Consider the following 14,528-nt stretch of genomic DNA (forward strand, 5'->3'; position numbering starts at 1 on the left):
CGCCGTCAGGCGTCACACGGTTGATGGACACCACCAACCTCGCTGAGCGCCTGCGCGACGCACTGCCGGATCCTGTCGCCGAGCGCCTCGGGCCCGCCTACCGGCGCGCACGGCGGTCCTGGCAGTGGCGCACGTGCGGGGCGTCGCTCGCGCTCGAACGGCTGCCGGAGGACGCGTGCCCGCGCCCGGTCGCCGAGCACCGCTCGGTCATGCTGCGCGCGCTCGCCGGCGTCGACCCGCAGCTCCAGCGCAACAAGGTCGTCAACCTCCGGTTGGCGACCGCGACGCTCGACGGGCTGGTACTGCGCCCGGGCCAGCGGCTGTCCTTCTGGCGCCACGTCGGCAACCCGTCGGCGCGGCGCGGCTACCTGCCCGGGGTCGTGCTGGTCGACGGCCGGCTCCAGGCCGGAGTGGGCGGCGGCCTGTGCCAGCTCACCAACCTGCTCCACTGGATGACGCTGCACACCGAGCTCACCGTGGTCGAGCGGTGGCGCCACAGCTACGACGTCTTCCCCGACGCCGGTCGCACGGTCCCGTTCGCCAGCGGTGCCACCTGCGCCTGGCCGTCCCTCGACCTCCAGGTCGAGAACCGCACCGCCGCGTCGTACCGGCTCTCGGTCGGGGTGGGCGACACCGACCTCGAGGGCGCCTGGACCTCCGACGTCGCCCCGACCCGCCACTACCTGGTCTACGAGGCCGCCCACCTCATCACCAACGACGCCCCCGGCGTCCACACCCGCCGCAACGTGCTGCGCCGCAAGGTCTATGACAGCGCCGGCCGCGAGCTCGACGACGAGCTCGTCGCCCACAACCACGCCCTCATGCGCTACGACCCGGTCCTCGGCGCCGGCCCCGTCCGCATCCCGCTCCCCTGAGGGCTACTGCTCGGGGAGCTCGTCCGGGTCGTTGTTGCGGCGGGCCTCCAGGGCCCGCTCACGGATGCGACGGCCACCGACCTTGGTGAAGGCGACGCTCGTCGCCAGGCCGAGGAGGACGACGCCGATCGCGATCGGGGCCATCGTCGCCGTGCCCTCGGTGCTCTTCAGCACGAGGCCCGTCAGGTAGATGGCCAGCCCGACGGTCAGCAGCACGAACCCGACCCGCTTCTCGGCGAGCAGCTTGGCGTGGGTGGAGATGGCGTCGTCCTCGCCGAGCGCCGAGCCCTCCTCGTCGCTGTCCTCGGCGATCTCCTCGCGCAGCTCGACGATGGACTCGGCGTTGTGGGCGTGGGACAGCACGCCGGCGCCGACGAGGTCCAGCGCGACTCCGGTGACGACGAGGACTTCGGCCAGCAACGACATCGGTGATCCTCAGCTGACCCGGTCGATGACGATCGGGCCGGGCTCGTACGACGTGCCGGGGGCGGCGATGTCGTAGCCCCCCTCGAGGGCGGCCAGCGCCCGGTCGAACCGCGCGGGGGTGTCGGTGAGGAGCGTGAAGAGCGGGGCGCCTGCGGTGACCTCGTCACCGGGGCGGGCGTGCCAGACGATGCCGGCACCGGCCTGCACCGGGTCCTCCTTGCGCTCCCGGCCGGCGCCCAGGCGCCACGCGGCGATGCCGACGGAGAGGGCGTCGAGCCGGGTCAGCACCCCGCTCGAGCCGGCCGCGACGACGTGCGACTCCCGCGCGACCGGCAGCGTCGCGTCGGGGTCGCCGCCCTGCGCGCGGATCATCGCCTTCCAGGCGTCCATCGCCGAGCCGTCAGCCAGCTTGTCGGCCGGGTCGACGTCGGTCCGGCCGGCCGCGGCGAGCATCTCGCGGGCCAGGGCGAGCGTCAGCTCGACGACGTCGGCGGGCCCGCCACCGGCGAGCACCTCGACGGACTCGGTGACCTCGATCGCGTTGCCGGCCGTCAGTCCCAGCGGCACGCTCATGTCGGTGAGCAGGGCGACCGTGCGGACCCCCGCGTCGGTGCCGAGCGCGACCATCACCTCGGCGAGCTCGCGGGCCCGGTCGACGTCCTTCATGAACGCGCCCGTGCCGACCTTCACGTCGAGCACCAGTGCCCCGGTCCCCTCGGCGATCTTCTTGCTCATGATCGACGACGCGATGAGCGGGATCGCCTCGACCGTGCCGGTGACGTCGCGCAGTGCGTAGAGCTTCTTGTCGGCCGGGGCCAGCCCGTCGCCGGCCGCGCAGATGACCGCGCCGACCGACTCCAGCTGCGCCATCATCTCCTCGTTGGAGAGCGCCGCCCGCCAGCCGGGGATCGACTCGAGCTTGTCGAGCGTGCCGCCGGTGTGGCCGAGCCCGCGACCCGACAGCTGCGGCACCGCCACCCCGCAGGCCGCGACGAGCGGCGCGAGGGGGAGCGTGATCTTGTCGCCGACGCCGCCCGTGGAGTGCTTGTCCGCCGTCGGGCGCGACAGGGCGGAGAAGTCCATCCGCTCCCCCGACGCGATCATCGCGGCGGTCCAGTCGCCGATCTCGCGGCGGTCCATGCCGTTGAGGAGGATCGCCATCGCGAGCGCCGACATCTGCTCGTCGGCCACCACGCCCTTCGTGTAGGCGTCGAGCACCCACTCGATCTGGCTGCTGCTCAGGGCGCCGCCGTCGCGCTTGGCGCTGATCACCTCGACGGCGTCGTGGGGCTGGGGGCTCACGGAGTTCCTCTCGGCGTGATCAGGGGGTCAGGTGAGGTCGTCGGGACCGAAGGCGAGGGGGAGGACCTGGTCCATCGTGCGCACGCCTTCGGGTGTCTGCAGCTCGAGGTCCGGCCCGCCGGCCTCGTAGAGGATCTGTCGGCAGCGGCCGCACGGCATGATCACCTCACCGTCGCCGTTGACGCAGACGAAGTGGGTCAGCCGCCCACCCCCGGTCGCGTGCAGCTGGGAGACCAGCCCGCACTCGGCGCACAGCGTCACGCCGTAGCCGGCGTTCTCGACGTTGCAGCCGACGAGCAGCCGCCCGTCGTCGGCGAGCCCCGCGGCCCCGACGTGGAACCCCGAGTACGGCGCGTAGGCCCGAGCGGCGACGTCGGTGGCTGCCTGCTGGAGCGCCGCCCAGTCGACGCCCGTCACGAGGGGCCCATCAATCCGACTTCTGGTACGGCTGGCCGTCGGCAGCCGGCGCCCGCACCCGGCCCACGAAGCCGGCGACCGCGATGATCGTTGCGAGGTAGGGCAGCGCCGCGAGCAGGTCGCCGGGGACCTTCTCGTCGAGGATGCTCAGCTGGTCGCGCAGGTTGCGCAGGAACCCGAACATGAGCGCCGCCATCGCGGCGTACACCGGGTGCCAACGACCCATGATCACCGCGGCGAGCGAGATGAAGCCGAGCCCGGCGGTCATCTCCTTGTCGAACGCACCCGTGCTGAGCGTGAACGACGCTCCGCCGAGGCCCGCGAACACCCCGCCGAGCAGCACCGCCTGCCAGCGGGTCCGGTTGGGGTCGATCCCGACCGTGTCCGCGGCCTTCGGGTGCTCGCCGACCGAGCGGACCCGCAGTCCCCAGCGGGTCTGGAACAGCAGGAACCAGACGGCCGGCACCGAGACGTAGGCGAGATAGACGAGCAGCGTCTGCCCGAAGAGCGCCTCCCCGATGTAGGGGATCTCGTGCAGGACCGGGATCTCGACCGGCTCGAGCAGTCCTGGGTTGTTGAACTGGTCGTTGCGGTCGTCGGGGATCTGGCCGAGCAGGAACGAGGTGATGCCGTAGCCGAAGGCCACCAGCACGACTCCGACGACCACCTGGTCGACGTGGTAGCGCAGCGAGAAGAAGGCGAGCATCGCGGCCACGCCCATGCCGGCCAGGACGCCGCCGAGCAGCCCGAACACCGGGCACCAGAAGAGCGGGATCGCCGCGATGGAGGCGATCGCGAAGCTCGAGAACACCGAGCCGAAGAACGCACCGGCGATGAACTGACCCTCGATCGCGATGTTGACGACGCCGGCCCGCTCGCAGAGCACGCCCGCGAGCGCGCCGAAGACGAGCGCGGTGGCGATCCGGATCGTGCCCGGGATCGGATTGGTCATCGCGGGCGCGAACGCGCCGCTCGGGTCGGCGTAGGCCCACATGAGGAACGCGCCGTAGAAGCCGAGGCCCACGGCGACCGCGACGAGGACGCCGACCCAGCCGCGCGGGAACCGGTTGACCAGAGCGAGCAGCAGGGCGACCGCGGTCAGCGCCACAGCGACCCACGAGATCACGGTGCCGTCGAACTCGACCGGGGGGTTGTCCTTGGTCCGCGGACCCTTGAAGAGGTGGGCGACGGTGGGGTCGTCGATCTCGAGCTTGAACCAGACCTCGGCGAGCAGCACCAGCCCGAGGACCACGACGAGCTTGATCTGACGGCGTACGTCGGCGCGGTCGCGGACCTGCGGTTCCACGGGCGCGGCCGCGGCCGGAGTCTCGATGACGTCGGTCATGCGGTCGCTCCCTTCGGCTCGGCCACGGCCGGTGCGGCGGGCTTCTTCCTCCGCTTGATCCTGCCGAGGCCGCGGATGAGGGCGGGCGCGGCGACGAAGAGCACGATCAGCGCCTGCACGACCTGGATCAGCTCGGGCGGCACGCCGGCGGAGGTCTGCATCCCGAGGCCGCCGGCCGACAGCGCGCCGAACAGCAGCCCGGCGAGGACCGTGCCGAGCGGGGTCGCCCGACCCAGCAACGCGACGGTGATGGCGTCGAAGCCCACCGAGCCGACGACCTGGTCGGTCACCGACTGCTGGAGGCCCAGGAGCGTCATCGTGATGGCGAGGCCGGACAGCAGGCCGGCGATCGCCATCGTCGCGATGTAGACCTTGGCGATGCTCATGCCGGCCGTGCGGGAAGCCTCCGGGTTGGCGCCCACGGCGCGCATCTCGAAGCCGAGCTTGCTGCGCTCGAGCAGCCACCAGACGCCGAGTGCGGCGACGAGAGCCAGCGGGATGCCGATGTGGAGGCCGGCGATCGTGGGATACGTCGCACTGTCGGCCACCGGCGGGCTCAGCAGGTTGTCGCTGCCCTCACGCTGGAAGGACTCCTTGGCGAGGAAGTAGAGGACGGTGAACCGGCCGATCTGGTTGAGCATGATCGTGGTGATCACCTCGTGGGCACCGGTCTGGGCCTTGAGGACGCCGACGATGCCGCCCCAGACCGCCGAGGCCAGGACGCCGGCGCCGATGGCGGCCAGGAGGTGGATGCCCGGCGGCAGGTCGTAGGTGAAGCCCACGTAGCCGGCGGCGAGAGCGCCCACGAGCATCTGGCCGGTCGCACCGATGTTGAAGAGGCCGGCCCGGAACGCGATCGTCACGCCGAGGCCGGCGCAGATGAGCGGAGCGGACCGCTCGAGCGTGCGCTGCAGCGCCGAGCCCGATCCGACGGCGCCCCGGACCAGCGCGCTGTAGGCGTCCCAGACCGCACCCGCGGAGTGCCGGACCACGTCGCCGGCGTAGATGAAGAACGAGCCCGGGTAGGAGAACAGGTTGTCGAGCGCCTCGATGACCTCGTCGTCGGAGATCGCGATGAGGAACGCACCGACGGCGAGCGCCAGCAGGATCGCGACCAGGGTGTCGCGGACGGTGGGCAACCAGGAGCGCAGGTCGCGGCCCTTGGCCGGCCCCTCCTCCGGGTCGGGGGTGATGGCCTCGGGGGCCGGCGACATCGCGGTCACGAGGCGACCTCCGATCCGTCGGTCGATCCTCCGGGGGTCGCACCCGCCATCAGCAGGCCCAGATCGGCACGCGGGATGTCAGGTGGCACGGTGGCGACGATGCGTCCGTCGTACATCACTGCGATCCGGTCGGCGAGTGCATAGATCTCCTCGAGCTCGGTCGACACGATGATCACGGCGGTGCCGCGGTCGCGCTCGGCGACGATCCGCTTGTGGATGAACTCGATGGAGCCGACGTCGACGCCACGGGTCGGCTGCGAGGCGATGAGCACCTTGAGCGGCCGCGAGAACTCACGGGCGACGACGACCTTCTGCTGGTTGCCGCCCGAGAGGGCCGCGACCGGGGTCTCGGCGTTCTCGGTGCGGATGTCGAACTCCTCGATGCGTGCCTTCGCGTTGGCGGAGATGGCGTCGAGGCGCAGCGCGGGTCCGCGGGAGAACTCGTCGGAGCGGTAGAGGTCGAGGACCAGGTTCTCCCGCACGCTGAACGAGCCGACGTAACCGTCGTGGGAGCGGTCCTCGGGGACGTAGCCGATCCCTTCCTCGAGACTCTGGCGCGGGCCGTGCTTGCTGATGTCCCTGCCGGCGAGCTCGATCCGGCCGGCGTCGGGCTTGATGAGGCCGAGCAGCGACTTGATGAGCTCGGTCTGGCCGTTGCCCTGGACCCCGGCGATACCGAGGATCTCCCCGCCGCGCGCCTCGAACGAGACGTCCTTGACGACCACGTGCCCGCGGGGGTCGATGACGGTGATGCCCTCGGCCTTGAGGACGGGCGCGCCGACCTCCGCGTGGTCCTTGCTGACGACGAGCGAGACGCTACGGCCGACCATCATCTCGGCGAGCTCGGCCTCGCTGGCCGACGGCTCGGCGGTGCCGACGACCTTGCCGCGACGGATCACGCTGATCTTGTCGCCGATCGCCTTGACCTCGCGGAGCTTGTGGGTGATGAAGATGATCGAGGTGCCCTGCGCCTTGAGCTCGCGCATGATGCCCATCAGCTCGTCGATCTCCTGCGGTGTCAGGACCGCAGTCGGCTCGTCGAGGATGAGGACCTGCGCGTGGCTGGCGAGGGCCTTGAGGATCTCGACGCGCTGCTGCACGCCGACCGGGATGTCCTCGACGTAGGCGTCCGGGTCGACCTTCAGGCCGTAGCGGTCGGAGAGCTCACGGACCTGCTTGCGGGCCGCGCGCCGGTTGAGCACGCCGCCGCCGTAGGTCTGCTCGTGGCCGAGCATGACGTTCTCGGCCACGGTGAAGACAGGGACCAGCATGAAGTGCTGGTGGACCATGCCGATGCCGGCGGCGAGGGCGTCGCCCGGGCCGCCGAAGCTGACCGGCTTGCCGTCGAGCAGGATCTCCCCGGACGTCGGCGTGAGCAGGCCGTAGAGCATGTTCATCAAGGTCGACTTGCCGGCACCGTTCTCACCGAGCAGGCAGTGGATCTCGCCCGGCTCGATCACCAGGTCGATGCCGTCGTTGGCGGTGAACGAGCCGAACTTCTTGGTCAGGCCCTTGATCTCGAGGCGCATGGGGTCCCCTGTCCGTCGTTGGTCATGGAACGCTCGCAACTTACCGAAAATGCGGCAGACAGGTCGGGGTGGAGGACTCCACCCCGACCTGTCCGTTCAGCTGTCCAGCAGAGGTGGCGAATCAGCCGACGGTGATCTCACCGGCGATGATCGCTGCCTTGAGCTCCTCGATCTTCGCCGCGAGCTCGTCGTCCACGTCGGCGTTCGGGCCGTACGGCGCGATGCTGACGCCGCCGTTCTCGAGCGTGCCGGTGTAGACCTCGTTGGAGAACGTGCCGCTGGCGGAGTCGAGGATGGCCTGCTCCACGGCGACGTCCATGCCCTTGACGACCGAGGTCAGCAGCGAGTCGCAGTACTCGGCGGCCGAGATGCAGCCGTCGGTGTCGACCCAGACGGCAAACGCCTCAGCGTCCTGGGCGGCCTGGAGGCCACCGAGACCCGCGGGACCGGCGACCGGGAAGATCACGTCAGCACCCTGAGCGATCATCTCCTCGGCCAGGGACTGGCCGGCGGTCTTGTCCTCGAAGTCGTTGGTGAACGAACCGTCGGCCTTCTCGATGTCCCAGCCCAGGACTTGGACCTCGGCGCCGTTCTCCTCGTTGTAGTAGTCGACACCCTGGACGAAGCCGGTCATGAAGATCGTCACCGTCGGGATGTTCAGACCACCGAAGGTGCCGACCACGCCCGTCTCGGACTTGGCAGCGGCCAGGTAGCCCGCGAGGAACGCCGGCTCGGCCGTGTTGAAGTTGAGCCCCTTGAGGTTGGCCGGGGGCGCCTCGTAGCCGAAGTCGACGATCGCGAAGTCGACGTCCTTGGCCTTCTTGGCCGCGGCCTCGGTCGCGTCACCGAGCAGGAAGCCCACCGTGGTGATCTGGTTGCAGCCCTCGTCGACGAGCGACTGGATGTTGTCGGCGAACTGCGACGGGTCGGTCGACTCCGCCTCGGAGGTCTGGACGCCGTAGTTGGCCGCGGCGGCCTCCATGCCGTCGTGCGACGTCTGGTTGAACGACTTGTCGTCGAAGCCACCGGAGTCGGAGACCATGCACGCCTTGAAGTCGGGGAACTGCTCAGCGGCTTCGGTCGGGGAAGTCTCCTCGGTCACCGAAGGCGAGTCGCTCGCCTTGGGAGTGTCGTTGTCGCCGTCGTCCTCGCGGTCTCCGCAGGCCGTCAGGGCGAGTGCTGCGATGGTCGCGACCGCAGCGATTCGAGCCGTCTTCATCACGGCGTCCTCCTGGATTGGGTCCTCGTCACGCCCCAGACGGGGCATTCCGATGCACCCTAACGGCGAGTTTCGCTCGCGTGGGGTGTTGCAACGGAAATTTCTGAGGTTGTTATCGAGCGGTGATAACACTTCGGGCGGCCACGGCCGCCATCACGCGCGCCCCGATGCCCACCGCTGCCTCGTCGATCCGCAGGTCACCCTGGTGCAGGTCGTACGTCGCGCCGCCCGGCGTGCGGGTCCCGAGACGGAACATCGCGCCCGGGATGCTGGCCAGGTACCAGCCGAAGTCCTCGCCGCCGAGGCTCTGCGGGACCTCGGTGCGGTGGTGCGGCCCGAGGACCGCGTCGACCGACGCGGAGACCAGACGGATGCACTCGGCGTCGTTGACCACGGGCGGGACGCCCTGGAGGTAGTCGACGACGGCCGTCACGCCGTAGGGCCGCACGATGTCGAGGACGGCCTCCCGCACCACGGCCTCCACGCCGGCCCAGGCGACCGAGTCGAGGATCCGGACGGTGCCCGACGCGATGCCCTGGTCGGGGATGACGTTGGGCGCCGATCCCGCCCGGAGCACGCCCCAGACGACGCTGACGCCCGCGCGGGGGTCCATCCGCCGACTCAGGACCGCGGGCAGCTCGCTGGTGATCTTGGCGAGCGCGAAGGTGAGGTCGCCGGTCAGGTGGGGCCGCGAGGTGTGGCCGCCGTTGCCCTCGAGCCGGACCTCGATCCGGTCGGCGGCGCTCGTGATCGGCCCGGTGCGGACCCCGACGGTGCCGACGTCGACCGCGGGCTCGGCGTGGAGCGCGAAGATCCGGTCGACGTCCTCGAGCGCGCCGTGGTTGACCAGGTGGACCGCGCCGCCCGGCATGACCTCCTCGGCGGGCTGGAACAGCAGCCGGACTCGGCCACCGAGCAGGCCTCGGTCGTGGAGCTCGGCGATCGCGTGGGCGGCCCCGACGAGGGCGGTCGTGTGCAGGTCGTGGCCGCAGGCGTGGGCGACGCCGGGCACCGTGCTCGACCACGGGTCGTTCGTGACGTCCTGGACGGGCAGCGCGTCGAGGTCGGCGCGCAGCGCGACCACCCGGTCGCCCTCGCCGATCTCGGCGATCGCGCCGCTGCGCTGGGAGAGGGTCACCCGCCACCCGGCGTGCTCGAGGATCTCGACCACCCGGTCCGTCGTACGACGCTCCTCCCACGACAGCTCCGGGTGCCGGTGCAGGTCGCGGCGCAGTTCGACCAGATCGTCGAGGTGCTTCTCGACGACATGGTTGATCAGGCTCTCGACCGACTCGGCAGTGGACATCGGATCGAGCCTAGTCCCCCGCCGCGGCCTGGTCGCGGTCGTAGGCCTCGAGGATCCGGTCGGCCGCCAGCGGTGCGGTCAGGTCGCCGGCCAGCACGGCGGCGCGGACGTCCGCCTGGACCGCCCTGACCCCGGCGGAGTGACGCAGCCGCTGGTCGAGCTCGTCACGGACCAGCGCCCAGGTGAAGTCGAGCTGCTGCTCGGCGCGCTTGCGGGCCAGCCCGTCCGTGCCGAGCCGGTCGCGGTGCTGGAGCACCTCGTGCCAGACGACGTCGAGCCCCTTGCGGTGCAGGCCGGAGTAGGTGAGCACGGGCGGCGCGGCCGCGGTGCCGCGGACCAGCCGCAGCGCGCCCGACAGCTCGCGGGCCGCTGCCCGCGCGGCGATCTCCTGGTCGCCGTCGTCGGCCTTGTTGACGGCGATGACGTCGGCGATCTCCAGGATGCCCTTCTTGATGCCCTGGAGCTGGTCGCCGGTACGGGCGATGGTCAGGAACAGGAAGGTGTCGACCATCCCGGCGACGGTGACCTCCGACTGGCCGACGCCGACCGTCTCGATGAGCACGACGTCGTAGCCGGCTGCCTCGACGACGGTCATCGCCTGCGCGGTCGCCCGCGCCACTCCCCCGAGCGTCCCCTCGGAAGGCGACGGGCGGATGTAGGCGTTCGGGTCCGTGGACAGCTGGGCCATCCGGGTCTTGTCGCCCAGCACCGACCCACCGGTGCGGACCGACGACGGGTCGACCGCGAGCACCGCCACCTTGTGCCCGTCGGCGGTGAGGTGGGTGCCGAGCGCCTCGATCGTGGTCGACTTGCCGACCCCCGGGACTCCGGAGATGCCGACCCGGACGGCACCGCCCGCGTGCGGGGTGAGCCGAGCGAGCAGCTCACGGGCCAGCTCGCGATGGGCCGGCTTGCGGGACTCGACCATCGTGATCGCCCGGGACACACTGGCCCGGTGCCCGGCGAGGACGCCCTCGGCGAGCGTGTCGACCTGATCGGATCCCGTCACCACGCAGGCAAGGCTACTGACGCGCCTCCCCTCTGGCGGCATCGCTCCGCACCGGCGAGACTCCCCGCATGACGATCGAGCAGTGGTGGGCGGACGGCACGCGGGTGGAGCTCTCCGTCGGTGGTGCGTCGCGCACCGTCTTCGTCCGACGCACGGGCGCGGGCTCCCCGATGACGTTGCTGCACGGCTTCCCCAGCTCCTCGCACGACTGGGCGAAGGTGGCGCCGGCGCTGGCGTCGTCGTACGACCTGCTGATGCCGGACTTCCTGGGGTACGGCGCCTCGGACAAGCCGCACGACCACGCCTACTCCATCCACGAGCAGGCCGACCTCGTCGAGGCGGTGTGGGCGCACCACGGCGTCACCAGCACCCGGGTGGTGGCACACGACTACGGGGTCTCGGTCTGTCAGGAGCTCCTCGCCCGTCGCGCCGAGGGAGCGTTGGACGTCGACATCACGCGGGTCGACTTCCTCAACGGCGGCCTCTACCCCGACCTGCACCGTCCCGAGCCGGTGCAGACGATGCTGCTCGACCCCGAGCAGGGGCCCCAGATCAGCGCGATCATCAACGAGGAGCTGATCGCCGGCTCGCTCACCCCGACCTTCCCCGAGGGCTACGACCTCGCTGCGGATGCGGCCGCGATCTGGGCGGGCCTGGAGCGCGATTCCGGGCAGCTCAACGCGCACCTGCTGATCCGCTACATCACGGACCGTCAGCAGCACGCCGAGCGCTGGACCGGCGTCCTGGAGGCCACCGACGTCCCGCTCGCCTTCTGCTGGGGCATGCTCGACCCGGTGTCGGGCGCACACATGGCCGAGCGGATCCGCGAACGGCTGCCCGAGGCGCCGTTCACGGCCCTCCACGACGTGGCCCACTGGCCGCCGCTCGAGGCGCCCGATCGGGTCGTGGCCGCGATCCTCGCGGACTGACGCCGACGCCGGGACGCGTCCGGGGTCAGTGACCGAGCTGCGCGGAGAGGTCCTCGAGCAGCTCCAGCGCCGACTCGGCGATGACCGTGCCCGGCAGGAACACCGCGGACGCGCCCATCTCCTTGAGCGTCGGGACGTCGTCGGGCGGGATGACGCCGCCGATGACGACCATGATGTCGCCGCGGCCCTGCTCCTCGAGCGCCTTCTTCAGCGCCGGCAGCAGCGTCAGGTGACCGGCCGCGAGCGACGAGACGCCGACGATGTGGACGTCCGCGTCGACCGCCTGCTGGGCGACCTCCTCCGGCGTGGAGAACAACGGCCCGACGTCGACGTTGAAGCCGAGGTCCGCGAACGCCGAGACGACGACCTTCTGGCCGCGGTCGTGGCCGTCCTGGCCCATCTTGGCGACGAGGATGCGGGGGCGCCGGCCCTCGTCCTCCTCGAACTTCGCGGTGGCCTGGAGGACAGCGGCGGCGGCTTCGTTGGTGTCGCCGACCTCGGACTTGTACACGCCCGAGATGGTACGGATCACCGCCTGGTGCCGGCCGTAGACCTTCTCCAGCGCGTCGGAGATCTCGCCGACGGTCGCCTTGACCCGGGCCGCGCCGACGGCGAGCTCGAGCAGGTTGCCGTCGCCGGTGTCCGCGCTCTTGGTGAGCGCCTCGAGGGCGGCGTCGACGTCGCCCTGGTCGCGCTCGGCGCGGAGCCGCTCCAGCTTGGCCATCTGCTGGCGGTAGACGTCGTCGTTGTCGACCTTGAGCACCTCGAGCGGGTCCTCGGCCGGCAGCCGGAAGGTGTTGACGCCGATGACCTTCTGGGCGCCGGAGTCGATCCGCGCCTGGGTGCGGGCCGCGGCCTCCTCGATGCGCATCTTCGGGATGCCCTGCTCGATCGCGGCGGCCATGCCACCGGCGGCCTCGGCCTCCTGGATGTGCGCCCACGCCTTCTCGGCGAGGTCGTGGGTGAGCTTCTCGACGTAGTACGAGCCGGCCCACGGGTCGATCGAGTACGTCGTACCGCTCTCCTGCTGCAGCAGCAGCTGGGTGTTGCGGGCGATGCGGGCGGAGAAGTCCGTCGGCAGCGCGATCGCCTCGTCGAGGGCGTTGGTGTGGAGCGACTGGGTGTGGCCCTGGGTCGCGGCCATCGCCTCGATCGCCGTCCGGCCGACGTTGTTGAAGACGTCCTGGGCGGTGAGGCTCCAGCCGGAGGTCTGGCTGTGCGTGCGCAGCGACAACGACTTCGGGTTCTGCGGGTCGAACTGGCGCACCAGCCGGCTCCACAGCGCCCGGGCCGCGCGCATCTTGGCGACCTCCATGTAGAAGTTCATGCCGATCGCCCAGAAGAAGGACAGCCGCGGCGCGAACTGGTCGATCGTCAGGCCGCTCTCGAGACCGGCCCGGATGTACTCCACCCCGTCGGCCAGCGTGTAGGCGAGCTCGAGGTCGGCGGTCGCCCCGGCCTCCTGCATGTGGTAGCCGGAGATGGAGATCGAGTTGAACCGCGGCATCCGCTGGCTGGTGAACGCGAAGATGTCGGAGATGATCCGCATCGACGGCGTCGGCGGGTAGATGTAGGTGTTGCGGACCATGAACTCCTTGAGGATGTCGTTCTGGATGGTCCCCGCGAGCTGCTCCGGCTTCACCCCCTGCTCCTCGGCCGCAGCGATGTAGAGGGCCAGCACCGGGAGCACGGCACCGTTCATCGTCATCGAGACGCTCATCTGGTCCAGCGGGATGCCGTCGAACAGCGTGCGGGTGTCGTAGATCGAGTCGATCGCCACGCCCGCCATACCGACGTCACCGCGGACGCGCGGGTGGTCGGAGTCGTAGCCCCGGTGGGTCGCCAGGTCGAACGCGACGGAGAGGCCCTTCTGGCCGGCCGCGAGGTTGCGGCGGTAGAAGGCGTTGGACTCCTCGGCGGTCGAGAAGCCGGCGTACTGCCGGATCGTCCACGGCTGGCTCGTGTACATCGTCGGGTAGGGCCCGCGGAGGAACGGGCTGAGCCCCGGGTAGGTGTCGAGCGCGTCGAGGCCCGCGAGGTCGCTGGCGTCGTACGACGGCTTGATCTCGATGCCCTCGGGGCTGAGCCAGCCCTCGCCGGTCGGCGCCTGCACGGCGGCCGCGGCGCCGGCGAGCGGCAGGTCCTTGAAGCTGGCGGGGATGGTCATGCGAGCTTCTCCCTCGTGGCGGTCAGGAAGGCGAGCGCGTCGACACCCATCGCCGCGGCGTCGTCGACGTCCGCGGAGACGGCGTCGGGCTTGCCGGCGATGATGACGTGCTGGGCGCCCGCGGCGCGGAGCGCCTCGACGGCGGCCCCGCCCCACTCGCCGTAGGTGGCGTCGGTGCCGGCCAGGCAGACGACCTGCTGGCCGCCGTACGCCGCGACGAGCTCGTCGACGCCCGACGTCGCACCGGCAGCCTCGACCGCGATGCCGCCGGCGGCGAACAGGTTGGTCGCGAACGTCGCGCGGGCCGTGTGCTGGGCGATGCTGCCGAGCGTGGCCAGGAAGACGGGCTGTGCTGCCGGCTCGTCGCGCAGGGCCTCGAAGGAAGCGCCGTAGCGCGCCACCCGGTCGTTGAACGGGTCGGCGTCGCGGGCCGGGAGCTCCTCGGCGAGGTTCGGGAACTCGGTGAGGCCGGTCAACGGGCGCTTGCGGCGCGCGATCTCCTTCTCACGAGCGGCGACGGTGGTCGCGATCCGATCGCGGAACGGCGACAGGTCGTGGCCGGCCTCCCACTCCTGCTCGAGCTGCTGGAACGCCGCCCAGCCGGCCGCGGCCAGGTCGGCGGTGAGCGCCTCCACGGCGTAGGCACCACCGGCCGGGTCGGCGACCGCGGCCACGTGGGACTCGTCGATGAGCAGGTGGTTGACGTTGCGGGCGATCCGGCGGCCGAAGCCCTCCGGCTGGCCGAGCGCGGCGTCGAACGGCAGCACGGTGGCGGCGTGGG

Annotated in this window: 13 protein-coding genes; 2 read left to right on the top strand and 11 right to left on the bottom strand. The window is 71.1% G+C overall.

Annotated elements, in window-relative coordinates:
* Positions 1-23: 23 nt before the first annotated feature.
* The gene (locus H0487_RS01655; protein ID WP_183092485.1) at positions 24-875 is read left to right on the top strand and encodes a VanW family protein; all 852 of its coding nucleotides are present in this window, start codon (positions 24-26) and stop codon (positions 873-875) included.
* A 3-nt stretch (positions 876-878) separates the two neighbouring features.
* Here H0487_RS01655 and H0487_RS01660 read toward each other — a convergent pair whose 3' ends face one another.
* The 9 genes from H0487_RS01660 to meaB form a co-directional block, all read right to left on the bottom strand.
* Positions 879-1,301, bottom strand: coding sequence for a hypothetical protein (locus H0487_RS01660; protein WP_183092486.1), 423 nt, complete (start codon positions 1,299-1,301; stop codon positions 879-881).
* 9 nt (positions 1,302-1,310) lie between these two features.
* A complete protein-coding gene (locus H0487_RS01665) occupies positions 1,311-2,603 on the bottom strand; it encodes a thymidine phosphorylase (protein WP_183092487.1) in 1,293 nt (430 codons plus the stop codon).
* Positions 2,604-2,630: 27 nt separating this feature from the next.
* Entirely contained in the window at positions 2,631-3,020 is a 390-nt protein-coding gene (locus H0487_RS01670) for a cytidine deaminase (protein WP_183092488.1), read from the bottom strand.
* A 10-nt stretch (positions 3,021-3,030) separates the two neighbouring features.
* Positions 3,031-4,365 (bottom strand): ABC transporter permease, encoded by a 1,335-nt coding sequence (locus tag H0487_RS01675; RefSeq protein WP_183092489.1) that lies wholly within the window; start codon positions 4,363-4,365, stop codon positions 3,031-3,033.
* Positions 4,362-5,579, bottom strand: coding sequence for an ABC transporter permease (locus H0487_RS01680; protein ID WP_183092502.1), 1,218 nt, complete (start codon positions 5,577-5,579; stop codon positions 4,362-4,364). Before H0487_RS01680 ends, H0487_RS01675 begins: the two co-directional genes overlap by 4 nt.
* Positions 5,580-5,584: 5 nt before the next feature.
* Positions 5,585-7,117 (bottom strand): ABC transporter ATP-binding protein, encoded by a 1,533-nt coding sequence (locus H0487_RS01685; protein WP_183092490.1) that lies wholly within the window; start codon positions 7,115-7,117, stop codon positions 5,585-5,587.
* A gap of 121 nt (positions 7,118-7,238) precedes the next feature.
* Complete coding sequence (locus H0487_RS01690) at positions 7,239-8,336, bottom strand: BMP family lipoprotein (RefSeq protein ID WP_220792979.1); 1,098 nt, start codon at positions 8,334-8,336, stop codon at positions 7,239-7,241.
* A 112-nt stretch (positions 8,337-8,448) separates the two neighbouring features.
* Positions 8,449-9,642, bottom strand: a complete 1,194-nt coding sequence (locus H0487_RS01695) for an amidohydrolase (RefSeq protein ID WP_183092491.1) — start codon at positions 9,640-9,642, stop codon at positions 8,449-8,451.
* 10 nt (positions 9,643-9,652) lie between these two features.
* The gene (gene meaB / locus H0487_RS01700) at positions 9,653-10,654 is read right to left on the bottom strand and encodes a methylmalonyl Co-A mutase-associated GTPase MeaB (protein WP_312855785.1); all 1,002 of its coding nucleotides are present in this window, start codon (positions 10,652-10,654) and stop codon (positions 9,653-9,655) included.
* A gap of 65 nt (positions 10,655-10,719) precedes the next feature.
* Between meaB and H0487_RS01705 the strand changes: the two genes are divergently transcribed.
* Positions 10,720-11,580: an alpha/beta fold hydrolase gene (locus H0487_RS01705; protein ID WP_183092493.1), complete on the top strand. Its 861-nt coding sequence runs from the start codon at positions 10,720-10,722 to the stop codon at positions 11,578-11,580.
* 25 nt (positions 11,581-11,605) lie between these two features.
* On the opposite strand, the gene scpA is transcribed toward H0487_RS01705, so the two are convergent.
* Together scpA and H0487_RS23040 are read right to left on the bottom strand one after the other, a co-directional pair.
* Entirely contained in the window at positions 11,606-13,747 is a 2,142-nt protein-coding gene (gene scpA / locus H0487_RS01710) for a methylmalonyl-CoA mutase (RefSeq protein WP_183092494.1), read from the bottom strand.
* Positions 13,744-14,528: methylmalonyl-CoA mutase family protein (locus H0487_RS23040; protein WP_246382859.1), on the bottom strand; the 785-nt coding region annotated here is incomplete at its 5' end. The genes scpA and H0487_RS23040, both read right to left, overlap by 4 nt.

Origin of the sequence: Nocardioides stalactiti (genome assembly GCF_014180715.1) — a bacterium.
Lineage (GTDB): Bacteria > Actinomycetota > Actinomycetes > Propionibacteriales > Nocardioidaceae > Nocardioides > Nocardioides stalactiti.